Source organism: Amycolatopsis sp. NBC_00348 (assembly GCF_036114655.1).
Taxonomy (GTDB): Bacteria; Actinomycetota; Actinomycetes; order Mycobacteriales; family Pseudonocardiaceae; genus Amycolatopsis.
The window spans coordinates 6,241,794-6,265,477 of record NZ_CP107994.1 but is presented as its reverse complement, the minus strand read 5'-3'; the positions used below and the strand labels follow the sequence as shown (position 1 = coordinate 6,265,477).

18 protein-coding genes are annotated in these 23,684 nt (G+C 71.5%); 7 read left to right on the top strand and 11 right to left on the bottom strand.

What is annotated here, in order from left to right:
- Window positions 1-14 precede the first annotated feature (14 nt).
- The gene (locus OHS58_RS26965; protein ID WP_328644420.1) at window positions 15-977 is read right to left on the bottom strand and encodes a ferritin-like domain-containing protein; all 963 of its coding nucleotides are present in this window, start codon (window positions 975-977) and stop codon (window positions 15-17) included.
- A gap of 265 nt (window positions 978-1,242) precedes the next feature.
- On the opposite strand from OHS58_RS26965, the gene OHS58_RS26960 reads away from it, so the two are divergent.
- The gene (locus OHS58_RS26960) at window positions 1,243-2,214 is read left to right on the top strand and encodes a hypothetical protein (protein WP_328644419.1); all 972 of its coding nucleotides are present in this window, start codon (window positions 1,243-1,245) and stop codon (window positions 2,212-2,214) included.
- 57 nt (window positions 2,215-2,271) lie between these two features.
- The gene (locus OHS58_RS26955; protein WP_328644418.1) at window positions 2,272-4,047 is read left to right on the top strand and encodes a beta strand repeat-containing protein; all 1,776 of its coding nucleotides are present in this window, start codon (window positions 2,272-2,274) and stop codon (window positions 4,045-4,047) included.
- A gap of 143 nt (window positions 4,048-4,190) precedes the next feature.
- On the opposite strand, the gene OHS58_RS26950 is transcribed toward OHS58_RS26955, so the two are convergent.
- The 4 genes from OHS58_RS26950 to OHS58_RS26935 all read right to left on the bottom strand — a co-directional run bounded on the left by OHS58_RS26950 (window position 4,191) and on the right by OHS58_RS26935 (window position 8,867).
- Complete coding sequence (locus tag OHS58_RS26950) at window positions 4,191-4,583, bottom strand: STAS domain-containing protein (RefSeq protein WP_326943806.1); 393 nt, start codon at window positions 4,581-4,583, stop codon at window positions 4,191-4,193.
- Between the two features lie 63 nt (window positions 4,584-4,646).
- Window positions 4,647-5,120 (bottom strand): sigma factor-like helix-turn-helix DNA-binding protein, encoded by a 474-nt coding sequence (locus OHS58_RS26945; protein ID WP_326943805.1) that lies wholly within the window; start codon window positions 5,118-5,120, stop codon window positions 4,647-4,649.
- Entirely contained in the window at window positions 5,117-5,296 is a 180-nt protein-coding gene (locus OHS58_RS26940; protein ID WP_326958756.1) for a hypothetical protein, read from the bottom strand. The genes OHS58_RS26945 and OHS58_RS26940 overlap by 4 nt, the downstream gene beginning before the upstream one ends.
- A 100-nt stretch (window positions 5,297-5,396) precedes the next feature.
- Window positions 5,397-8,867, bottom strand: coding sequence for a ricin-type beta-trefoil lectin domain protein (locus OHS58_RS26935; RefSeq protein WP_328644417.1), 3,471 nt, complete (start codon window positions 8,865-8,867; stop codon window positions 5,397-5,399).
- A gap of 288 nt (window positions 8,868-9,155) precedes the next feature.
- On the opposite strand from OHS58_RS26935, the gene OHS58_RS26930 reads away from it, so the two are divergent.
- From OHS58_RS26930 to OHS58_RS26920, 3 genes are read left to right on the top strand one after another with little or no spacing between them, the layout of a single operon-like run.
- Window positions 9,156-9,956, top strand: a complete 801-nt coding sequence (locus tag OHS58_RS26930; protein WP_326958760.1) for an alpha/beta fold hydrolase — start codon at window positions 9,156-9,158, stop codon at window positions 9,954-9,956.
- Window positions 9,956-11,182, top strand: coding sequence for a PP2C family protein-serine/threonine phosphatase (locus OHS58_RS26925; protein ID WP_328644416.1), 1,227 nt, complete (start codon window positions 9,956-9,958; stop codon window positions 11,180-11,182). The genes OHS58_RS26930 and OHS58_RS26925 overlap by 1 nt, the downstream gene beginning before the upstream one ends.
- The gene (locus tag OHS58_RS26920; RefSeq protein WP_326943800.1) at window positions 11,179-11,538 is read left to right on the top strand and encodes an STAS domain-containing protein; all 360 of its coding nucleotides are present in this window, start codon (window positions 11,179-11,181) and stop codon (window positions 11,536-11,538) included. Before OHS58_RS26925 ends, OHS58_RS26920 begins: the two co-directional genes overlap by 4 nt.
- Window positions 11,539-11,703: 165 nt before the next feature.
- Here OHS58_RS26920 and OHS58_RS26915 read toward each other — a convergent pair whose 3' ends face one another.
- Window positions 11,704-12,657 (bottom strand): alpha/beta hydrolase, encoded by a 954-nt coding sequence (locus tag OHS58_RS26915; protein ID WP_328644415.1) that lies wholly within the window; start codon window positions 12,655-12,657, stop codon window positions 11,704-11,706.
- Between the two features lie 77 nt (window positions 12,658-12,734).
- On the opposite strand from OHS58_RS26915, the gene OHS58_RS26910 reads away from it, so the two are divergent.
- Window positions 12,735-13,301 (top strand): TetR/AcrR family transcriptional regulator, encoded by a 567-nt coding sequence (locus tag OHS58_RS26910; protein ID WP_328644414.1) that lies wholly within the window; start codon window positions 12,735-12,737, stop codon window positions 13,299-13,301.
- Window positions 13,302-13,357: 56 nt separating this feature from the next.
- Window positions 13,358-14,851 carry a serine hydrolase domain-containing protein gene (locus OHS58_RS26905; RefSeq protein WP_328644413.1) on the top strand — a complete coding sequence of 498 codons (1,494 nt, stop codon included), beginning with the start codon at window positions 13,358-13,360 and terminating at the stop codon, window positions 14,849-14,851.
- Window positions 14,852-14,857: 6 nt separating this feature from the next.
- Here OHS58_RS26905 and OHS58_RS26900 read toward each other — a convergent pair whose 3' ends face one another.
- The 5 genes from OHS58_RS26900 to OHS58_RS26880 all read right to left on the bottom strand — a co-directional run bounded on the left by OHS58_RS26900 (window position 14,858) and on the right by OHS58_RS26880 (window position 23,627).
- Window positions 14,858-16,072, bottom strand: coding sequence for a cytochrome P450 family protein (locus tag OHS58_RS26900; protein WP_328644412.1), 1,215 nt, complete (start codon window positions 16,070-16,072; stop codon window positions 14,858-14,860).
- A gap of 45 nt (window positions 16,073-16,117) precedes the next feature.
- Window positions 16,118-17,131, bottom strand: coding sequence for an ABC transporter substrate-binding protein (locus OHS58_RS26895; RefSeq protein ID WP_328644411.1), 1,014 nt, complete (start codon window positions 17,129-17,131; stop codon window positions 16,118-16,120).
- A 394-nt stretch (window positions 17,132-17,525) separates the two neighbouring features.
- Entirely contained in the window at window positions 17,526-20,243 is a 2,718-nt protein-coding gene (locus tag OHS58_RS26890; RefSeq protein ID WP_328644410.1) for a glycosyl hydrolase family 95 catalytic domain-containing protein, read from the bottom strand.
- A gap of 129 nt (window positions 20,244-20,372) precedes the next feature.
- On the bottom strand, window positions 20,373-23,159 hold the full coding sequence (locus OHS58_RS26885) for a hypothetical protein (RefSeq protein ID WP_328644409.1): 2,787 nt from the start codon (window positions 23,157-23,159) through the stop codon (window positions 20,373-20,375).
- Between the two features lie 69 nt (window positions 23,160-23,228).
- On the bottom strand, window positions 23,229-23,627 hold the full coding sequence (locus OHS58_RS26880; RefSeq protein ID WP_326958782.1) for a DUF5684 domain-containing protein: 399 nt from the start codon (window positions 23,625-23,627) through the stop codon (window positions 23,229-23,231).
- Window positions 23,628-23,684: the final 57 nt, after the last annotated feature.

Sequence of the window (23,684 nt, the reverse complement as noted above, 5' to 3'; positions counted from 1 at the left end):
ACCCGCGTCGGAGATCAGTTCGCGGCGCTGGTGTTGACCTCGCCGTTGACGCCCTTGGGGAAGAATCCGCCGGAGGTGGCGGCCTTGTTCGTCAGGTAGACGATGTTGAGGACCTGGCCGGGTGAGCGGCTGTAGGCGATGCCGTTGGCGTCGGTGGGGACGATGTTGGCGTTGCCGTGGCTGTCGATGACGCCCTGGTCGTCGTCGGTGGGGCCGTCGAGGCTGTCGCGGGCGGCCGAGAGCTTGACGGTGGCCTTGCCCTCGCCGCGCTGGTAGAGCGCGCTGCGGATGTTGGCCGCGTGGTAGGCCTCGACGGCGAGGATGCCGGCGGCGGCTTCGAGGTAGGTCTTGTTGGTGATCAAGGGCGCCGCGCCTTTGTACGCCGTGACGCCGACGTCCTCGAAGAGGAACGCGGCGAGCAGGAAATTCTCCTCGCAGGAGAACGCGTCGAAGCTCTGGCCGGGCTTGACCAGACCGGCGGCCTGGGCGGCGGCGGTGAAGCTGGAGCGCAGGTCGATCGCGGGGCGGCTGACCGCGGCGGAGCCGAGGGCGGAGCGCAGGAACTGGACGTGGGCCTTCTCGTCGCCGGCGATCTCCTGCGCGTACTGCTTCGCGGCTTTGGTCTGGAAGCGGACGGCGCGGCCGCCGGTGACGCCGCCGCGGGCGCCGGTGCCGGTGGTCATGGCGTCGTCGAGGCCGCGGCCGGTGACGGCGTGCAGGTAGAACTCGGCTTCGAGGTACTCGAGGTTGAGGGCGAAGTTGAGGACGGCGGCGTCGCTGACGCCGCTCGGCGCGGCGGCCGCGGCGGCGGGCCGGGCGGTGGCCGCGGACGCGGTTCCGGCGGTGAGACCGCCGAGGGCTCCGGCGCCGACGACGCCGAGTCCGGTCATGCCGGCCGCTTTGAGGAAGCGGCGGCGGTCCTGGTCGTTCTCGGCACTCCGGTTGATCATGGCTGCTGCGTAGCGTTTGCCGAACACGGGCGAACTCCTCCCCGCCCGCACGCGTACGGCGGGCGACACCCGCTCGCCGGGCTTCCCGGCGGCGGGACGGATCCATCGTGGACGTTTCCCTTTCGGGGCCGTCGGCGCCGCGGATGGGTCGGAAAGCGGCCTCGTTACCCGCTACTCAGCGGTAGGAAACCCTTTCGGGTAAAAGAAAATAACTGGGATCTAACCCAATCCGGTGATGACGTTCGCCCCGAAAGACGACTGACGGTGAAGTCGCCACTCGAAAGGGGGTGAGATGATGGATACTTCCCTGACGGACACAACGCCGGCCCCGCACCCGTTCGTGCTGCGGATGCTGATCTTGGCCGGCGCGTTGTTCGGGTTCACCGTGCTGGCCCTGCTCGTGTCGGGCACCGCGAACGCTGCCGAAGGTTCGCCGCCACCCGACCGGCCCGGCCTGCTCGACCAAGCCGGGCAAACCGTGCACGGCGTGCTCGAGCCCGTGGAACCGGCCCTCAAGCCGGTGACGGGCACTCTGCACGCGGTGACAACGCAGGCGGAACCGGTGCTGAAGCCGGTGACGGGCACCGTGCACACGGTGACGTCGCAGGTGGCGCCGGTGCTGAAGCCGGTGACGGACACGGTGTACGCCGTGACGTCGCAGGTCGCTCCGGTGCTGGAGCCGGTGACGAGCGGGCTCGAGCCCGTCGTCGCGCCGCTGATCCACGCGGTGAAGCCGGTGACGAGTCCGGTGCTTTCGGCCCTGCGGCCGGTGACCCAGCCGGTGCTGCACGCGCTTTCTCCGGCGACGGAGCCGGTGCTGCGGTCGCTGTCCCCGGTGACGGAGCCGGTACTGCACGTCACGGCTCCGGTGACCGCGTCGCCGGTCCGTCCGATCCGGACTGACCAGGTGGTTCCGGCCGTGACCGGGCAACCGGCCGTGCCCCAGCCGCGTGAGGGTGCCAGTGCCTCGCCGGTGCAGGCCCGGGTCTTCGCGGTGGTCCACAGCGGTTCTTCCCAGGCGGTCGCCAAGACCGCCGACACCGCGGTTCCGATGTCCGGATCCGGCGGTGGCGGGTTGCCCGCCGACGTGTCCGGCACGAGCGGTGCGATGTCGGCGAGCCCGGGTGGTCAGCACGGTGGTGAATACGCCGTGACGTCCGCCGGTTCGCGGGTGCTCGGCACCGACCGGGCCTGGCGCGCGCCACCGGGCGCCGCGTGGTCGCTGTACTGGCTGGTCTTCTACGGAAACGACCATCCGAGCTGACTTTCCCTTTCCACCTCCGGAAATCCATAAAGGACAGATGGTAAGGAAAGGGAAGTCATGCACGAGTACGTGCGACGCGGCCTGACCGCCGCATTCATCTCCGGCGGGTTCGTCCTGCTGGGCAGTGCGGTGGCCAGTGCGGACACCGGCAACACGAACCCGCTCGGCGGGCTCGGCAACACGCTGCACTCGGTCGTGACCGGCACCGCCACCGGCGGCAACGGCGGGACCTCGGGCAACGGCGGCAACGCGACCAGCGGCAACACCGCGGTCAGCGGGAACTCCGGCAACTCGGGCAACTCCGGTTCCACCGGCGGCAACAGCGCTTACGGCGTCTGCGTGCTGGCCAAGTGCAACACCACGGTGTCCTCGGGCAACTCCGGGAACACGGGCGCGACCGGCTCGACCGGGAACGCCTCGAACACCAGCACCACCACCGGTGGGCACTCCGGGAACGCCGGCGACGGCGGCTCCGGGACGTCGGTGGCCTCGGGCAAGAACACCGCGGACTCGCGGGGCGCCCGCGGTGTCGGCAAGGTGCTCGGGACCGTCACGGGTACCGCGAAGGGCGGCAACGGTGGCAACTCCGGCGACGCCGGGAACGCCACCAGCAGCAACTCCGCGACGTCGGGGAACTCGGGCAACTCCGGGAACTCCGGCTCGACCGGTGGCAACAGCGCCTACGGCCTGTGCCTGCTGGCGCAGTGCACCACCTCGGTGACCTCGGGTGACTCCGGGAACACCGGCGCCACCGGCTCGACCGGCGACGCCACGAACACCAGCACCACCACCGGCGGGAACTCGGGCAACGCGGGCAACGGTGGCGACGCCACCGCGGCCGGCACGGGCCACAACTCCGCCACGAACAACGGTGGGCACGGCTGGGGCTGGAACCGTCAGGGCGGCACCACGGGCGTCCTGGGTTCGGTCACCGGCACCGCCAAGGGCGGCAACGGTGGCAACTCCGGCGACGCCGGTAACGCCACCAGCCACAACTCCGCGGTGACCGGGAACTCCGGCAACTCGGGTGACTCGGGCTCCACCGGCGGCAACACCGCCATCGTGTGGACCCTGGGCGGCCAGGACAACGGCCGCGGTCACCAGAACGGCGGCTGGAACCACGGTGGCTGGAACAAGGGTGGCTGGGACAACGGCTGGAAGCACGACTCCGGCTGGAACAACGGTGGCTGGAAGCACGAGGGCACGAAGTCGGCCACCACGGTGACCTCGGGCAACTCGGGTGACACCGGCGCCACCGGTTCGACCGGCGACGCCTGGAACACCAGCACCACCACCGGCGGTAACTCGGGCTGGGCGGGCAACGGTGGCGACGCCACCGTCGTGAGCACCGGCAAGAACTCCGCCACGAACAACAACGGTGGGCACGGCTGGAACCGTCACAACCAGGGCGGCACCAGCAGCGTTTCGGGCACGGTCACCGGCACCGCGACCGGCGGCAACGGTGGCAACTCCGGCGACGCCGGTAACGCCACCAGCGGCAACGACGCGGTGAGCGGCACGTCCGGCAACTCGGGCGACTCGGGCTCGACCGGCGGCAACACCGCCGTCACGTCGACCCGTGGCCACGAGCAGCAGGGCCGCCACCACGGTGGCTGGAACAAGGGTGGCTGGAACAACGAGAGCGGCACGAAGTCGGCCACCACGGTGACCTCGGGCAACTCGGGTGACACCGGCGCCACCGGCTGGACCGGCGACGCGGGCAACACCAGCACCACCACCGGCGGTAACTCGGGCTGGGCGGGCAACGGCGGCGACGCCGGCGTCATCGCCTCGGGCTGGAACACCGTCGCGCACAGCCCGCACACCGTCTGACGGTAAGCGGGAGAACGACCGAGCGGGGGCACCGGAATCCGGTGCCCCCGCTCCGTGCGTGTCAGGGCGTCGGCCGTGCTGAGCCTGGCCGCACTGAGGCTGGCCGCGCCGAGTCTGGCCGCACCGATCGCGTCAGGGCAGGGTCAGGGCAGCGCCAGGGCGTCGTCGACCGTCGGGACCAGGGTGATCAGTTCGTGCGCTCCGGCGAGCTGGATGGTCTTGAGGACCGTCGGGCCGTCCGCCACCACCCGCAGCCGCGTGGGGTTGTCGTCGGCGTCGCGGCTGGCGCGGACGATGGCGTTGATGCCGCTCGAGTCGAGGAAGGTCACCGCCGTCAGGTCCAGCACCACGGGCCCGGCGGCGGCCGCCTGGATGGCGGTCAGGGTCCTGCTGAACTCCGGGACGGTCAGGAGGTCGAGCTCGTCGGCCACGGCGACGACGACCGCGCTGCCACGGCGGCTGACACTGCACTGCAAGGCCGGCTGCTCGTCGGGGATCACCAGCGGCGGCGGCTCAGGGGGTTCGTTGCTGGACACGGGTCAAGTCTCTCCCGGCCGTCCGGCGTCCGCAGCGTGGTCCCCGAGGTCGAGTGCCGGTTCTCACTCCGGCAGGGTCGCGCTCGAGGTCACGGTCCGCAGCGCGGCCCGCAGCAGCCGGGCGATCTGCGGCGGCGTCCAGCCCGTGCGCGTGGCGAGTTCGGCGGTCGTGAGGCGGTCGACGGCGGTGGACCACAGGGCGAAGCGCTGCCGCGGCGGCAGCTGGGTCACCTCGTCGAGCAGGACGGCGTCGCGCAGGGCCGCGTCCAGCGTGGCGCGCTCGATCCGCGGCGCCAGGTCCGCCCGCAGCGCCACCAGCACGCGGGCCCGCACCTGCCGCTCGGCGGCCGCGTCCCGGCACCGCCGGTCCACCTCCGGCGCCGCGGCCAGCACCCGGCGGCACAGGGCGGTGCTCGTGCGCTGGGAGCGCCCGGTCTGCTTCGCGACGCGGTAGACCAGCGTCAGCATCCGCCCGGGAAGATCGGTTTCGGCGGACTGCCAGGTGAGCACCGGCCGCGTGCGGCTCTCGGTCTTCATCCGTCCACCTCGGCGCCGGTCCGGGCGCACGGATCGCCGGTCAGGTGGCCCAGCAGCCAGGTGAGCTCGGCGGCGTCGATCAGCCCGGCGTCCGCCGCGCGGATCCAGGCGCCGGCGGCACGACGGGTGAACTCGCGCGTGAGAACGGGACTGGTCGCGTGCTGAACGCTGTTCATCAGCTGCTCCCGATCGGCGAGTGGTGCGTGTTCGGCCACCGGGGTCCGGGGTTGCCGCGACTGGCTGAATCCTAACCCCCGCCTGCCTCCGTCGCAGTGGTCAGGACCCCAAACCGAACCGTTGCGCTGCGGAGGAGTTGCAGTCGTGGATCCGCAGCCGGTCACCGGCCTTCCCGGCGTTGTCCGGGTCGTCGAGGCACCGCCCGGAGCCGACGTTGCGCAGCGCCCCGCCCGTGCCCGCGACCCACTGCTGCGCGGCGCTTCCGTTGCAGTCCCACAGCTGGACCGGGGTCGAGTTCGCGGTGCCGCCGTTGACGACGTCGAGGCACTTCCCCAGCGTCCGCAGCGACGCGTCACCCGGCGCGGACCAGCGCTGCGCGTCGGTGCCGTTGCAGCCGTAGAGCTGCACCCCGCTGCCCGACGCGGGGTAGGCGTCGACGACGTCGGCGCAGAGCCCGGCCGGCCCGGTGACCGGCGCCGGCGGGAAGCGCCAGGCCTGGTCGGTGGTGTCGGCGCAGTCGGCCAGGCGCATCCCGTCACCCGCCGTCGTGGCGGCCAGGCACCGGCCGGCGTTCAGCAGCTTGCCCGCCGTGGTCAGGCTCCACGCCTGCGCGGCCGTCCCGTTGCAGGTGTAGAGCTGGACCGGCGTGCCGGCGGCCGTCGAGCCGCCGGCGAGGTCGAGGCACTTGCCGAGCACGCGCACCGTGCCACCACCGCTCGGCGGGGTGAGCTGCTGGCCCGCCGAGTGGTCGCAGGCGGCCAGTTCCAGCGCCGTGCCGTCGGCCGACGCGCCGCCGTGGACGGCGAGGCAGAGCCCGCCGCGTCCGGTCACCTGGCCCGCCGCCGGGTTGTCGGCGGCGCTGCCGGTCAGGGTGACGGTGTGCCGGGCGTTCGACGGCAGGCTCGCCGTCGTCACGGTGACCGTGCGGGAGTGCGCGTTGTACGCCCACGCCGTCTCGGGCAGCCGCTGCCCGTCGACCGAAACCGCGGTCGGCGCGGCCGAATTGGCCAGCCGCAGGGTGTAGGCCTTGGCCGGGGAGGTGCCGGCGGCCGCGTCGATCGTCAGCGTCTTCGCGGCGTCCTGCCAGCCGAACCGGGTGGTCGACGACGCTCCGGCGCCTTCGCCGGAGTCCTCGTACAGCGAGAAGTTCCCGTCGGCGCCCGCCGTCACGTTCAGCGTCAGCTGGTCGAGCGGCGCGGCGGCGTTGTCGACGTAGTTCGTGCGCAGCGGCACGACGCCGCCCGCCTTGACGAGCACCGGCATCTCCGACAGCGGCTTGGTGATCGTCGCCGTCGACGGTCCTGTGTAGACGGTCCCGGTGAAGTAGTCGGTCCAGGTGCCCGGCGGGATCCACGCCGAGACCGAGCCGCTCGCGGTGGTGATCGGTGCGACGAGGACGTTGTCGCCGTACAGGTATTCCTGCGGGTGGGTGTAGGCCGCGTCCTGGTCGGGGTAGTTGAGGTAGAGCGGCCGGGTGATCGGCACGCCGGTCTGGTTCGCCTGCTTGGCGAGGGTGTAGGTGTAGGGCACCAGCGATTCGCGCAGCCGCAGGAACTTCTCCGCGCTGTCGCCCGCCGCGCCGGGGTAGTCCCACGGCAGCCGGTCGCCGTGGTCGGAGTGCAGCCGGTCGATCGGCTGGAACGCGCCCAGCTGCAGCCACCGCGCGTAGAGGTCGTCGGGCAGGTGCCCGCCGTGGAAGCTGCCGATGTCGTGGCTGACGTTGCTGAGCCCGGCGGCCGCCTCGTCCGGCGTGAAGTGGGCCTCGTAGGCGAGCATGTCCCAGCTCAGCGGGGTGTCGCCGGTGAACTGGAGGGTGTTGCGGCGCTCCGACCACGGGCCGAGCGGGTAGCTGCTGTGGATGCCGCCCTGCTCGGCGCCGCCGATGCGGCCGAAGGAGAAGCCGCGCAGGCCCTGGGCCGCCGCGTGGTCGGCGTAGGCCTGGTTGATGAAGTTGTCCGGCGCGACGCCGGTGTCCGACGCCGTCGACCGGCCGCAGCCGGAGCAGTAGTCCAGCCACCACGTCCGGACGCCCTGGGCGTCGAACGGCTTGTGCAGGTCGAAGTAGGAGCGCAGGTGCGCCGGGTTCGACCAGTCCCACACGTAGTTCGAGCCGTCGGCGATCAGGCCGCCCGCCGTGGCGTTCGCCGCCGCGAACTTGGGGTCGTTGCCCGCGATCGACGTGTGGATGTTGAGCGAGACGGCGAGGCCCTGCTGCTTCGTCCAGTTCAGGAACCCTTGCGGGTCCGGGAAGAGCCCGGTGTTCCAGTTCCAGCCGTTCCACTGCGACGGCGACTTCCAGTCGGTGTCGACGACCAGCCAGTCGATCGGGGTGAAGCTCGAACGGAACTTCGGCAGCAGCGAGGTGCGGTAGTCGTTGTCGGAGTAGGCGAAGTAGCGGGAGAACCAGACGCCGTAAGCGGAACGCGGCAGCAGCGCCGTGCCGCCGGTGAGGGCGTTGAGGTCGCCCAGGCCCTGCTTGAAGTCCTTGCCGTAGCCGAAGAAGTAGCCGTCCTGGTAGGGCTGCGCACCGTGCGACGCCCGGTCCGTGACGGTGCGGTCGGCGTTGAGGACCGCCGAGCGCGTGTCGTCGAGCAGGTACCAGCCGTCGCGGTCGAGCAGGCCCGGGTGCTGCGGCGTCGGGACGGCCTCCGGGTTGTCCAGCGAGCGGTCCCAGCCGCCGAGCACGGACTTGGGGCCGGCGCCGTAGGCCGTGGTGAGCAGCGAGGTGTCGGCGGCGGGGTAGGCCCCGGTGGCCGTGGTGACGGCGAGGCTGTCGAGGTTGACGTTGCCCGAGTCGCCGGACTTGCGGTCGACGCGCACCGCGTTCGTCCCGGCGTTGAGCGGCACCGTCACCGACGCCGTCGCCCAGGTGTTCCACGACGACGTCGCCGGCAGCGAAAGCTTGGGCCCGGGCGCGCCGTTGACGGTGGTGGACAGCGTGCGCGTGGTGGTCTGGCCGTCGCCGCCCTGGGCGTTCGCGTAGCGGACGGTGAGCCGGTACTGCCCGGCCGACGGCACCGCCGAGACGTCCTGGGCGAGCGACGCCCCGACCGAGGTGAAGCCGGCGAGGAAGCCCGACCCGGTGTTGCCGGTGTGGTCGTAGGCGGTCGCCGCCGACCCGCCCGGCACGCCGTTTTCGGCCTCGCAGGCCGTGGCGAAGGCGCAGTAGGACGGGAACAGGGGAGCGGCGGTCACGTTCGTCGTCGTGAGCAGCACCGACGTGTTGTCGCGGGTGAACGGCCCGCTGTTCTGCCGGTACCGCAGGGTCAGGCCCGCGGTCCTGATCTCGCGGACGCCGCCGGTCACCGTGGTCGTGTAGGCCGGGGCGGGGAAGGACCGGTTGACGGCGTTGAAGGTGGTCAGGTCCTGGAACCGGTCGTCGCCCGCGTATTCGAGCCGGATCAGCGTCGGCGTCAGCACCTCGAACCGCGCGTGCCCGTCCTGGACGACGGCTTGGTCCACCTGCTGGGGTCTGAGGTCCTGGGCGGCGGCGGTGCCGGTGACCGTGGCGACGCCCGTCACGACGGCGACCAGGGTGTGGATCAGCTTCAGCGACGGTGATCGGAACACGCGCACTCCCTTGTCCACGCAGACCAGCTGATCCACTGTCAACGTTGTCCACCGGACATGTCAGCCGCCGAATGCAGCAGAACCGGCCGAAGTGTCCACAATGGACGGACCACGGCGGCGCGCTGGTCCGGTGCGGTCGACTCTTTCGGGTACCGGCGGTTCGCCGGGGCCCGTGCGGGGTAAGCCGGGGGCGAGACGGTCTTCGCCGGTCAAACAGCCGGCCGGTGAAGACCGTCTCGGCCGGGTACCGGAACCCGCCGGGCGGCGTCCGCCTGACAGGATGGCCCGATGGACGCGCGCAGCAGGAACAACGTGGTCGTCACGGGTCCCGCCGACGGCCCCGTGGTGCTGCTCGCCCACGGGTTCGGCTGCGACCAGAACCTCTGGCGGCTCGTCGCCCCCGCACTGGCCGAACGCTTCCGCGTGGTGCTGTTCGACCACGTCGGCGCGGGCCGCTCGGACCTCTCGGCGTGGTCGGCCGAGCGGTACGCCGGCCTCGACGCCTACGCCGAGGACGTCCTCGAGATCTGCGCCGAGCTGGACCTGCGTGACGTGGTGCTCGTCGGGCACTCGGTGTCGGCGATGATCGCCGTGCTGGCCGTGAACCGCGCGCCGGAGCGGTTCGCGAAGCTGGTGCTGCTCACGCCGTCGCCGTGCTACCTCGACGACGGCGACTACCGCGGCGGGTTCAGCCGGGCGGACATCGACGAGCTGCTCGAGTCCCTCGACGCCAACTACCTGGGCTGGTCGGCGGCGATGGCGCCGGTGATCATGGGCAACCCGGACCGGCCCGAGCTCGGCGGCGAGCTGACGGACAGCTTCTGCCGCACCGACCCGGTGATCGCGCGGGTGTTCGCCCGGGCCACGTTCCTCTCCGACAACCGCGCCGACCTGCCGGGCGTCTCGGTGCCCACGCTGGTCGTCCAGACCGCCCAGGACGCCATCGCCCCGCCGGCGGTCGGCGCGTTCGTCCACGACCGGATCGCCGGCAGTGAACTGGTGACGCTGGACGCGATCGGGCACTGCCCGCAGCTGAGCGCGCCCGAAGCGACCACCGAAGCGATCCGGGCGTTCGCGGGCACGCCGTGATGTGCGAAATCGGGGACACCGGCGGCAGCGAGGACACGGTCGGGGCCGCGTTCGGCGCCCTGCTCGAGGACAGCGCCGAGGACCTCTACGAGCACGCCCCCTGCGGCTACCTCTCGACGTTGATGGACGGCACCATCGCGAAGATCAACACCACCCTGCTCGGCTGGCTGGGCCACGGGCGCGCCGACCTGGTGGGGCGACGCCGTTTCGCGGACCTGCTGACCGTCGGCGGCCGGATCTACCACGAGACGCACATCGCGCCGATGCTGGCGATGCACGGCGAGGCCGGCGGCCTGGCGCTGGAGCTGCGGACCGCGGACGGGACCCGGCTCCCGGTGCTCGTCACCTCGACGGTGAAGAAGGGCGAAGACGGCACCGCCCAGCTGATCCGCAGCACGATCTTCGACGCCCGCGACCGCCGCGCCTACGAAGAGGAGCTGCTGCGCGCCCGCCGGCAGGCCGACGAGGAACGCGACCGGGCCCGGGAGCTGGCGGCGATCCTGCAGCGCACGCTGCTGCCGCCCGCGCTCCCCGCCGTCCCCGGCATGGAGGCGGCGGCCTACTACCACCCCGCCTCGGCCGACGAGGTCGGCGGCGACTTCTACGACCTGTTCCCGCTCACCGGCGACACCTGGGGGTTCTTCCTCGGCGACGTCTCCGGCAAGGGCGCCGTCGCGGCCGCGGTGACGTCGCTGGCCCGCTACACGCTGCGGGCCGCCGCCGTCTACGACCCCGATCCCGTCGGTGTGCTCGCCAACCTCAACACGGTGCTGAACCAGGAGTTCCACGGCGCCGACCCGCGGTACTGCACCGCCATCTACGGCGCGCTCACCCCCGAACCCGGCGGCTACGGGATCACCCTGGCCAGCGGCGGCCACCCGCCGGCGATCCTGGTCCGCGCCGACGGCACCACCGAGTTCCTCGACACCCCGGGCGGCATGCTCGTCGGCGCGGTGCCGAACGCCCGGTTCACCAGGATCGGCCTGCACCTGGCCCCCGGCGACACGCTGCTGCTCTACAGCGACGGCCTCACCGAAGCCCGCACCGCGGCCGGCCGGGACCGCTACAGCGAAGAGCAGCTGCTGGAGTTCCTCACCGCGCGCGCGTCGACGACGGCCCCGGCGCTGATCGCGGCGCTGACGGCCCTGCTCACCGGCTTCGGCGACGGCGTCGAGGACGACACCGCCCTGCTGGCCCTGAGCATCCCCGCCCGGACCCGGCCGTGACCGCCGGCTTCACCACCGCCACCCGCCGCTCCGCCACGGGGACGGTGCTCGAGTTCGCCGGCGAGCTGGACGCCGCCACCTCGCCCGACGCCCTCGCCGCGATCCAGGCGCTGACCCTGAACCGCGGCGAGCACCTGGTCGTCGACCTGTCGGCGTTGACGTTCTGCGACTCCAGCGGCATTTCCGCCCTCCTGGCGGCCCGCAACCTGGCCCTCGCGGCCGACGCCGGGATCGCGCTGGTCGCCGTGCCCGGCCAGCTGCAGCGCAGCCTGCGGCTCATCGGCCTGGCGGACTTCTTCCCGGCCCACCCCACCCTCGCCGACGCCGACGCCGCGTGGGCCGCCGCACGGCGTTAGCGCGTGTCTGACAATGCCGTGTTGGCCGCTCCGGTCGCCGTGTCGGCGCTTCCGGTCACCGTACTGTCCGTTCGTGAACGGCCGAGCGCCTGCCGACGGCCACCGCAGTGCCCGGAGTGGCCGATACGGCGACCGGAGTGGCCAACACGCCGCGTTCGGTGCGGGTCATCGGTCCGCTCCCGCGTCGAGGGCGGTGCGGAGGAACTCGAGGATCTCCGCCCGCGCGGCCCCGGCCTGCGGCGCCACGCCCGGCATGCTGAGGAACGCGTGCCCGGCGCCGGGGTATTCGCTGAGCCGCACGGAAGTCCCGGCCGCGCGCAGCCGGCCAGCGTAACTACGGCCGTGGTCGGCCACCGGGTCGTCGGTCGGCACCACCACGAGCGCCGGCGCCAGTCCGTCGAGATCCTCGGCGTACAGCGGGGAAACCGCACGGGCGTCGGCGCCCGGCGGCACGGCGAGCCGCTGGAACAGCCGCAGCTGCCCGGTGGTGAGCGTCGGGCTGACGGCGTACTCGGTGGCCGACGGGTAGTCGAACATCGTGGCGGTCGCGTCGACGGCGGGGTTGACCAGCACCTGCGCCCGCAGCGGCAGGCCGGCGTCCTCGGCCCGGATCGCGGCCAGCGCGCAGATCAAGGCGCCGCAGCTCTCGCCGAAGACGGCGGTCCGCGCCGGGTCGACACCCCACTGCCCGGCGTGGTCCAGCAGGTGCCGCAACGCGTCCCAGCCGTCGTCGACGGCCGCCGCGAGCGGCGTGGCGGCGTCGAGGAGCCGGTGCTCGACGGAGACGACGACCGCGGGCAGCCGGGCGGCGACGTGGCTGGTGACCCAGTCGCACTGCGCCGCCGTGCCCACGAAGCCGCCGCCGTGCACGTGGAGCACGAGCGGCAGGACGTCGTTCCCGTCGGCCGGCCGGTGCACCCGGACCGGCAGGTCGCGGCCGGGCAGCGCCAGCTCCCGCCACGCGATCGCGGCGCCGGGATCCGGCTCCCCGGTGATCACCCGCGCCGCCGCGGACGCCCGGACGCGGTTCTCCGCCTCGCGGTAGCCGACCAGCTCCTCGTCGGTGATGGCCGACCAGTCCGGCTCGGGCGGCCGCTGGGCCATCGTGGTTTCGCTCATGCGCTTCTCCTCGCTTCGCCAATTACGCTACCTCAGGTATCGATACCAAGGGTAGCGAAAACCGGTATCGTCCGGCCATGAGTTCCGCCCGGCCCCCCGGCCGCCCCCGCACCGGCGTCAACGAGGTGGTCTTCGCGGCCACCTTGAGCACGGTCCACACCCTCGGCTACGCGGCGGCCACGGTGGAGCGCATCGCCACCGCGGCCGGCGTCGCCAAGACGACGATCTACCGCCGCTGGCCCTCGAAGGGCGAGCTGATCGTGGACTGCCTCCTGGACGCGTTCGGCCCGCTGCCCCTGACGGGCGGGGGCCGGGTGGAGCTGATGGCGTCGTCGATCCGCTGGATCGCGGCGAAGATCGCCGAGCCCGGGGTGGGCGACGCGTTCGCGGGCGTGTTCAGCGACGCCGTCAGCGACCCGGCCCTGCGCGAGATCCTGGCCGCCCGCCTGCAGGACCCGTACCGCGAGGCGCTCCAGGACGCCCTCGATGAGCCGGAGAACCGGGTCCTGTTCTTCATCGACGTCGTCGTCGGCACCCTGCTCCACCGCATGGGCATGACCGGCGAACCCATGGCGGACAACGACGTGGCGGCCCTGGTGGAGATGGTCCTGCCCCACTTCACCGCGGGGAAGCGCGCCGGATGATCACCTTCCGGACGGGCCGCGACTAGGGCATCCTTGGCGGCCTGACGAGGAGGATCATGCTCGACGATGTGATGACGGCGCTCGACACCGTCCTGCCGCGGCTGGCGGCGGTCACCGGCACGCCCGGGGTCGCCGTCGCGGTGGCGACGAGCAGCGAGCTGCGCACGGCCGCGACCGGGTTCGCGGACCTGGCCGCGGGCGCGCCGATGACCGCCGAGACCGTGGCGCCGGCGGGGTCGCTCACGAAGCCCGTCACCGGACTGGCCTTCATGCAGCTGGTCGAAGCGGGCGAGGTCGGCCTGGACACACCGATCGACGCGCTGCTGCCCGCGGGGCTGCGCGGCCCCGGCGCGGCGCCCGTCACCACGGCCATGCTGGCGGCCCACCAGGGCGGCTACTACAACGACATCGTCACGGCCACGGCGTTCGAGGCGCCGGCCGAACCCGTCCTCGACTACGTCCGCCGTCGCCACGAAGCCGGGCGCGCCGTCGAGTACGGCGGGGCGCTGCCGCTGGTGACGACGCCGGGGCCCTACTCGTACTCCAGCTTCGGCGTCGGCGTGCTGGGCGGTGCGCTCGAGCACCTGACCGGGGACGCCTACGGCGCGCGCGTCCACCGGGACGTCTTCGCCCCGGCCGGGATGACCGGCACGAGCGTCGACGACGGCACGCGGAACCCGTGGGCGACCGGCGCGCCGGGCCGCGGCACCGACCGGGCGACCGGGTACATGGCCTTCGGCGACTGGTGCGTGCCGAGCCCGCCGCTGCGCACCTCGGCCTACCCGGGCGTCGGGATGCACACCAGCGCCGCGGACGCCGGGCGGCTGCTGCAGTCCTTGCTGCGCACCGCCCGCGGCGACCGCGGACTCGTCCGGCCGGAGTCGCTCGCGGCCATGGTGACGCCGCGGGTCGCCCGGCCCAGCCACGGTGCCCCGTCGTTCTCCGGCCTGACGCTCGAGCTCGCCGACCCGGCGCTGGGCGACGACTGGTGGTGGGGCCACACCGCGGCGTTCCCGTGGGGCTTCTGGTGGGAGGCGCGGGTCTGGCCGCACCGCGACCTCGCCGCCGTCGCGGTCGGCACCCGGTGGGACATGGCCCGCTTCCACAACCCCGCCACCCGCAGCGCCCCGGGCCTGGCCGTCGAGTGGGCCGGCCGCTGGGCCGTGTCCGGCGTCCCCACGAGCCTCCCGGACATGGACGCGCGCCCCCGCTGGACCGGACCGAGCCCGACGCCGGAAACCTCGCGCTGGATGGGGGTGCTGGCCGGGGAACGCACCCACGGCCTGCTCGGCGTCACCGACCCGCTGCCGGCCGCGACGCTGACCGCGATGACCAAGGGAGCGCGCTGCCTCGGCGACGCCGTCCCGGACGGCTGGGACCCGGACGCGTTCACGCGCGGGGTGGCGCAGGCGCGCGCGGTCGCCCCCGATCCGGACGCGCTCGGCGCACTGGGCCGGGACCTCGGGCCCGCCGCGGCGCTGTGGATGCTCGAGTGCGGGGCGTCGAGCGCCGAGGTGACGATGCCGGTCGGCTTCTACGCGCGGGCGTAGCGACGGTCAGCGCAGGCGGACGTCCAGGTTGACGCGGTGGCGGCCGCGCGGCAACGGCACCCACGCCGGCTCGGTCACCGGGGACACCTCGGGGAAGCGGGCGAACAGGGTGCTCAGCGCGACCTCGGCCTCCAGCTTCGCCAGCGCGACGCCGAGGCAGAAGTGCGGCCCCCAGCCGAATCCGACGCTGCCCTCGCGGCCGCCGTAGAGGGCCTGCCACCGCACGTCGGTGTCGTGGGGGTGGGCGAACTGCGCGGGATCGCGGTTGGCCGCCCCGAGCACCGCCTGCACCGCGTCACCCGCGCTGATCCGCACGCCGCCGACCTCGAGGTCGGTCGCGGCGTAGCGCAGCCGGGCGAGCTGCACCGGGCCGTCGGTGCGCACCAGCTCGCGCACCGCGGCCGGCCAGAGCTCGGGCTCGGCGCGCAGCAGCTCCCGCTGGGCGGGGTCGCGCATCAGGGCGAGCGCCGCGTTGGACAGCATGTGCGCCATGGTTTCGTGCCCGGCGAGCACGAGGAACACCAGGACGGCCACGGCGTCGACGTCGGTCAGGTCGTCCTTGGCGACGACCTGGCTGATCAGGTCGTCACGCGGTTCGGCGCGGCGCCGGTCGACCAGGGCGTGGCAGAAAGCGAACATCTCGCCCAGCGTCGGCGTGATCTGCGCCGGGTCGCCGCCGACCAGCACCTTGCCCCAGCGCCACCAGTCCGCCCAGTCGGCTTCGGGGACCCCGACCAGTTCGCAGACCACGGCCATGGCCAGCGGGTAGGCGTACTCGTCGAGCAGGTTCACCGTCTCCGCCGCGGCGAAGCCGTCGAGCAGCTCGTCGACGATCTCCTGCACCCGGGGCCGCAGCGTGGCGACCTGGGCCGCGCCGAAGGCGTGGCTGATGCTGCGGCGCAGCCGGGTGTGCTCGGCACCGTCCAGGCTGAGCAGGCTCGCCCGCAGGTAGGGCAGGTGTTCCGGGGGCGTGCCCAGCGCGAGGAACGCCTGCTCCTGCGTCTGGGCACCCGCCCCCGGCAAGCCGGTGGGATCGTTGCGCACGGCCGGGTCGGAGAGCACGGCGCGGACGTCGTCGCTCCGGGTGACCAGCCAGCCCTCCTCGCCGCCCGGCAGCCGGGCCCAGCAGACCGGTGACTCGGCGAGGATGCGGTCGTAGCCGGACAAGGGGTCATCGAGGATGGCCGGATCACGCAGGTCCACAACGGGTTCGGGCGGCACCCGGCCATCCTGCCACGAAGATCGCCCCGGGCGGAGCGGCCCGCGTCACTTGCCCGGCTGCGGCCCGAGCATCGTGTTCACGTCGATCGGCGACGGGATGGCGCCCAGCTGCAGCAGCAGGTCCGGCACCCGCTGCAGCCGCCGTGAGTCCAGGCTCGAGCCGTAGCCCGGCAAGGTGAGCAGCTTGGCCGTGTCCTCGTCGATCTTGGCGAACCGCACCAGCAGCGGCTCGACCTTGGCGCGGTCGTTGGTGGCCTCGTGGGTGGCCTTCTGCATCGCCCGCTGGAACGCGGCCAGCGTCTTCGGGTTCTCCCGCACCCACTTCTTCGTCGCGCCGAAGCCGGTCAGCGGGAAGTCCTGGGTCGCGCCGGTGTTGATGTCGATCACCGGGATCGCGCCGGCCGTCTTGGCGGCCTGCGTGATGTAGGGCTCCGGCAGGTACGCCGCGTCGGCCTCGCCCTGCTGCAACGCCGCCGCGATGTTCGGCAGCGGGATCAGCACCCATTTCACCTTGCCGAAGTCCACGCCGTGGTCCTGCATCACCGAGCGGGTGAGCAGATCCGACGCGGTGTTCTTGGCCGTGATGGCGATCTTGCTGCCCGCCAGGTCGAAGATCGTTTTCACCGGCGAATTCGGCACCGTGACGATCGCGTTGGTCTTGGCGTTGACCGACGTCGCGTCGGCGACCAGTTCCATGTCGGCGGCGCCGGTGCTCTTCGCGATGAAGAACGGCGGATAGGTCGAGAACGCGATGTCGGCCTCACCCGAGATCGCTTTGGTCAGCGAGGCCTGCCCGCTGGCGGCGACCACGGACTGGACGTCGAGGCCCTCGTCCTTGAAGAAGCCGCTGTCCTGGGCCAGCCAGAACGGCCCGAGGTCCGTGGTGGGCAGGATCGAGACCTTCAGTGTCGTCTTCTCCAGGCCGGTGCCCGCAGAGGCTTTCGAATCGGTCGAACCGAGTGCCCCGCAGCCGGTGACGAGTGTGACGACGGTGGCGGCCGCGAGGGCGAGGGTGGCGCGAAGAGCGCGATCCCGGCTGCTCCTGGCGATTCCAAACAAGACCTGCTCCTTGACGGAGATGATGGTTGATGTACCGAATCCAAAGAAGCCGGGTGAATAATTCCCGGAGTCAGGCAGGTGACTGTAGGGACCTGTGAACCGCGTGGCAATGCGTTGGTGCGCCCCAAAACCGGGATTTCACCAGAATGGCGGTGCGTATTCTTGATCGACGATCATGAATTGATCTTCGCTGTGCGCGGCGTAATTCTACGAATCACTGTGGCCGACCGGCGGGACGCTGCCGATTCCTCCGGCCGCGGCCGCCGGGAGCGCGGATTCGCGAAGGAGCCGGTGGTGGCGGGTGGTGACCGATGGTGTGCGGTGGCCACCCATCCGGCCCAACGGTGCCGGTCCCCGCTCACCACGAGAGTCCATTGTGGACTCGATAAAGTGCCTAAGCGGTGACGCGAAAAGCGTCGATCATGCCGACGGACGTGCTGCGGTTGACGATCCGGACGGTGTGCTGCGCCGCGCTCAGCCCGCTCTTCTGCCAGACCACCTGCTGCACCTGCCGGGCGCCGTCGGCGTGCAGGTCCACGGTCGCCTGGAAGGTGTTGTCGAGGTAGACGTCGACGGTGCCCATGTCGCCGTTGCGTTCGGAGAGGTACTGGATTCCGGTGCCGGTGAAGGAGTAGTTCGCCGTGGCGCCGACGACGGTCGAGTGGTGCGTGTCGTCGTTGTAGTCGCCGTAACCGCGGTTGGTGGTGGCGAACCAGTTGCTGTCGTAGCCGGCTTCGGTGTCGTTGACCAGACCGCCGCCGCCGGCGTTGAGGCCCAAGGTGGAAGCGGTGCCGCTCAAGGCTTTGGCGCCCTGGTTCGGGCTGCCGGTCAGCCGGGTCGTCGCGTACGAGGTCAGCGGCTTCGCGGTGCGCTCGACGACGTAGGTGGTGCCGCCGGCCGTGGGGAACTCGAACTCCGCGTCGGTGGTGGTCAGGAGGATCGTGTTGTCCGACGCGCGCCGCACGCGCACCTGCTGCCCGCTCCAGGGGTTGACGACGTGGGCGGTGGCGCCCCACTGGCTGCGCAGGCCGACGTACTTCGTCTCGTTGGCCTCGCGCTCGGCGCTGACGAGGAAGCCGTTCTTCGCCAGCAGCGTGAACTTCCCGACGAACGAGGAGTTTCCAGGCACGGCCGGGAAGACGCGGATCTTGTCGTTGTACGACTGCAGCAGGGCCTCGTTCATCGCGGAGAGGTTGACGCCGTGGTACTCGAAGACGCCGTTGGTGTTGCTGGTGAACCCGTTGGGGTAGTTCTGGTACTGCCGCAGCATCCGCTTCACGCCGTCGAAGGTCTGGTCGCCGAGCCCGAGGCGCGCGGCCTGCACGGCGTCGTTGGCCCAGACGTTGCCGTAGGGGAACGGCCGGCTGTTCCAGGCGTTCAGGGCGGTCTGGTAGTCGGGGGCGCCGATGCCGGTGACGTTGTAGGGCCAGATCAGCTCCGAGGCGACATTCTCGTTGTTGCGCGTCTGGGCCAGTGGTGGCTGGTGCGGCTGGTACGCGCCGTTCTGCTGCGGGTAGGCGACGAGGTTGGCGAGGACGCGCTGCCACTCGGAGCGCAGGCTCGCGTCGGCGCCGAGCTGCTGGGAAACCTGGATGGCGATGGGGAAGATGCTGCGCACGGCGGCGAGGTCGGTGATGGCGTTCGGGACGTTCCAATACGTCTCGTGCGCGTTCGAATTGGCCATGTAGTACTTGCCGTTGCCGTCGACGGAAAGCATCCGGGAGTAGAACTTCGCCGTTTCCCGGATGAACGGGTACGCGACGGTGCGCAGGTAGTTGTCGTCGTTGGTGTAGCGGTACTGCAGGTACATGTTGTACGCGGCTTCGTAGCCGGTGGAGAGGATGTTCTTGGTGTAGTCGCTGCCGACCGTGCCGCGCGCGTTGCCGTCCCAGCCCATGGTTTCCGGCACCCACAAGCCGTCGACGCCGTACCGGGTCTGGGTGTAGGACTTCAGCGCGGTGTAGTTGCGGCTGTAGAGGTTGTCGAAGGTGTTCATCAGGTCGACGTGGTTCGAGGCTAGGAAAGAGTTGTAGACGTCGCGCTGGTTCCAGTACCAGTAGGCGTTGCTCCACTTAGTCTGGTCGCCGGTCGCGCGGAAGACGCCGTTGATGAAGTGGTACGGGTAGTTGCCGTAGCCGCCGGCGGCGATCAGGTACGTCGAAAGGTAGTAGACGTTCTCGAGGTAGTCGGCGTCGCCGCCGAGCCCGCCGTACTGCACGAAGGACTTGCTCCAGAAGCTGTGCCACCAATTCCGGTAGGCCGTGTAGGTGCTCGGGTAGCCGGTGGCCTTGACCGCGTTGAGCGCGGTTTTCGCCTGGTTGACGGAGTTGTTGCCGGCGGCGTTGAGCCGGGTGCTCGCCGTGAACCACACGGTGTAGCTCGAAGTGGGCGTGATGGTGAGGCGCACGCGGCTGTTGTTCACGACGGAGGCGCTGTAGTTCGCGCCTTCGACGGTGGCCGCGAGGGTGTAGCCGAACTTCTGCGGGTCGGCCTGGCCGCGGCTGATCCCGGCGCCACTGGCGTCGGCGTAGCTCGACACCTGCCGCCAGGTGCTGATGTCGGGCACGTCGCCGCTGTTGGCCAGGTTCGCGACGTCCCACAGCGACAGTTCGAGGGTCACGCTGCTCACGCCGCCGCGGGTGTCGTCGACGTGGATGCCCATGACCTCGGAACCGGGCTGGCCCATGATCGTGACGGTCCGGTTGGCGTCGTACTTCGTCGTCAGCGTCCCGTTGTAGAGGGACAGCCGCTGCTGGTAGGTGCTGTAACCGGAGTCCATCGCCGGGGTGGTGGCCAGGTTGACCAGGCCGGCCCCGAACGCGGTCTGCTGCGACGCGTCGACGTTCGACACCTGCATGGTCAGGCCGCCCGCCTGCCAGACCATCGCCCCGGTGCGGCCGTTCCCGACGGTCAAGCCGTAGTCCGGGTTGGTGTTCGGCCGGTTGTAGACGATGTCGTGCTTGGCCAGGTAGCCGGCGTAGTCGACGTCGAGGCGGCCGGTCGCGGGGGAGAACGCGGCGTCACCCGGGGCGGCCAGCGCGGGCGAGGTGACGGGGACGGTGAGCGCGGCACCCAGCAGCACGGCGACGGGCAGCAGGCGGATCGACCTCATGGAGCACCTTCCGGAGCCAGAGATATGATGAATCGATCAGATCTTGAGCGCGTAACCGGGCTATGAGCTTGTTTAAGGTTGTAGCAGACGGCAGGCATCACGTAAAGAACCGATGTCTGGACCTTTGGCTCAGGGATCGGGCGGGCACCAGGTGTCGGACGTCGGGCCGTTGGCGGCGCCGCAGAAGCCGTGCACCGACTTGTCGACCTCGCCGCCGGCCACCCCCATCACCGCGACCGGCTTGTTCTGCGGCACGTTCCGGCTGATGTCGCCGCCGTAGTCGATGATGCCGGTGACGCCTTCGAGGTACTTGTTGACCTGCTTGCCGTCCGGGCGCGAGGTGTGGATGGCGGTGATCTCGCGCCAGATCGCCCCCGGCGTCACCGGGATCTCGGCGGCGGTCTCCCGCAGGTACGCCGCCGCGACGATCATCACCTGCGCGGCGTCGTAGGCGAGCGCGGCGTGGCCGTCGTACGAGCGGCCCTCCGGCGTCCGCTCGAACGGGAACAGCGTCTGGTCCAGCGTCGTGTAGAAGTCGAGCGCCGCGCCCCGCGGCTCGGTGACCGGCGCGGTGGCGAACGACATGAAGTAGTACGGCAGCGCGCGGTTGCGCTGGCGTTCGCCCTGGTCGGCGACGAACCGCGTGACGTCGTCGTCGCCGATCACGGTGGCCCGGCTGCCGCACAGCGCCGCGCTGCTGATGAACTGGCCGAAGTCGGGGACGCCCCGGCCGGCGAAGAACACGAAGCCGTCGTAGGAACAGGTGTCGCGGCCCGCCGCGCCGGCGTTGCCCACCAGCGTCTCGCCGTACCGCAGGTGGGACGGCGGCCCGCCGGGGCCGCCGTCCGGCGTGAACGCCCGCGCCTCGACCTGGAAACCCTTGTCCCGGAACGACTTCAGCGTGTCGTCGCGCAGGTTGGTGCTGTAGACGTCGGCGTCGTCGTCGGAGTAGTAGACGCGGATCACGCGCGGCCCCGGCAGCTGCTCGACGAACCCGGCCGCCACCGCGGCCTCGCGCCGGTTCTGCGGCGTGACCTGGAAGTGCATCGGGTTCAGGTCGGCCAGCGGGTCGGCGGACAGCGTCGAGGCGACCATCGGCAGCCCGGCGTTGGTCAGCGCGGCGATGGTCTGCTGCGTCGGCTGGCTGCTCAGGTCCAGCCCGACCACCCCGACGATGCTGCGGTCCTGCTCGGCCTGCTGCCGCAGCTGGTTCGCCACCCGCACGCCCTGGCGCATGTCGCGGCCGGCGTTGGCGATGAGCAGCCGGACGATCGGGTCGGCCGACCCCGGGGCGTTCAGCTGCCGCAATTGGGCGACCGCGAAGCCCTCCAGCGATTCGCGCTCGCTGGTCAGCCCCTCCGCGAGGTTGTTGGACGACGTCAGCGCCTCCAGCGCGACGAGCGTGATGTACGGCCGCTCCGGGTGGGCCTCGTGCAGCTTCTCCGCGCGGTGGTTCTGGTCCAGCACCACCGCTTCGACCTGCCGGATCGTCGCGTCCGACGGCTGGAAGAGGTCCTGGGCGCCGTCCGTGGTGCCGACGCACTCGCTGCCGGTCCAGGTCAGCCAGGGGTTGTCCGAACCGCAGTGCTCGGCGTAGGTGTTGTGACTGCGGTAGGCGATGAACCCGGCGACCAGCGCCACCACGACGACCGGCACGCCGATCCGCGTCCACCGGCTCGCCCACCACGGCGGGCGGACCTGCCGGCGGAACCGGTAGTCGCTGCCGAGGGTCTGCAGCATCTGCTGGACCTTCGGCTCGTCGGCGTCGGCGGGCGGCCGGACGCCGATCGGCAGGTACCACGCGGTCGGCTGCCGTTCACGGCGGTCGCGTTCGAGCTGGTTCTGCCAGGCCACGTAGGCCGCGCGCGCCTGCTCCGCCTGGAACTGCGGGCGGCGCGAGGTCGGCACCGCGTCCGGCGGCGGCGCCGGGCTGGCGCTGACCACCAGCAGCGGGTCGAACAGGCCGACCTGGTTGCGGACCGAGTTGACCAGCTCCAGCAGGCGGTAACCGCCGTTGCCGACGCTCACCTCGTCCAGCAGCAGCACCGGGTACGTCATCCGGCGCCGCCGCCACACCCGCCACGGCCGCAGCCGGTAGGCGCGCCGCAGGTCCTCGAGGAAGGCGTTGAGCAGCAGCCGGCAGACGTATTCGGGCGCCTCCTCCTGCCACTGCCCCTCGGTGAGCCGCCGCGCGAACCGCACGAAGCTGCCGGACATCTCCGGCGCCAGGTGCGGCTGCCGGAGGAACCAGCGGTACCGGCCGGACAGCAGCGGGACGCGCCCGGTGACGGCGATCCGGAAGGTCAGCAGGGTCAGCCCGCGCACGAGCAGCGAGAAGACCTTCCAGATGCCCTGGTTCTCCGGCAGCTGCTTGACCGCGTCCTCGGCGGACGAGCTGAACCGCTCGGCGAGGCTGATCCGCCGGATGGCCCGCCGCAGCACCCCGTCGGGATCGTCGCGGCCGTCGTAGTCCTGCAGCATCAGCCAGTAGACGAGGTCGAACAGCGGGAACGGCAGCCGGCTGGTGTGCGCGGTCGCGCTGTCGCCGAGCTCCTTGCGCGCCTCCCGCAGGACGTCCCGGACGACGGTGACGGAGTCCGCCGTCGCGGGCCCCGCCTCGTCCCGGTCCTCGTGCTCGGCGAGCCCGGGCCGCGCGTACCGGATGCTGCCCTGCGGTTTCGCGGTCTTGAGCCGATCCGCGACGGCGGCCAGCACATCGGCGCTTTCCGGTGGCCGGACCAGGCACACCATCGGCAAACCGCGCCGTTCGGACCGCTCGTCCTGGTAGTCCGTCCACTCGCACTGTTCGTCGAGTTTCCGCGGCCGATCCCCGAATCGCGGCCGCAGGCACAGCGCACCGAGCAGTTTCACCAGCGCGTCGGCCCCGAGAAAGCCGAGCGGTCCCGTTCTCCCCATGGGCCCAGAATGGCACATTGGGAGCGGCGCTGGTCCCGGAAATGTACCGACAATGCCGGAACCGAAATCCTATCCCCGCTGGACGTCGGGCCCGCCGGCGGCGGCCGGACCGGTGTAGCGCGCCCCGCCGAAGGCGAGAATCAGGTAGCCGATGATGGAGAACACGAACAGCCCGAAGAACCCGAAAACCCCGCTCTTGCCGAACGCCTTCGCGACGTCGATCGAGACGATGATCGCCACGACCAGGTTGACCACCGGGATCAGCAGCAGGAGCAGCCACCACCCGGAGCGGCCGGCGATCTTCAGCAGGATGTAGGCGTTGTAAATCGGGATGATCGCCGCCCAGCCGGGCCGCCCGGCTTTGGTGAACACCTTCCACAGCGCGATGATCGTGAGCACAGCGAAGATCAGGCCGGAACCGAACCCGATGCCGAGGCCGAAGACGGACGTCGAGTTTTGATCGTTCATGGAGCGGGAGTGTCCTTCCGGGAGCGTCAGTCGTGACGGGTGACCTTAGCGTCGACC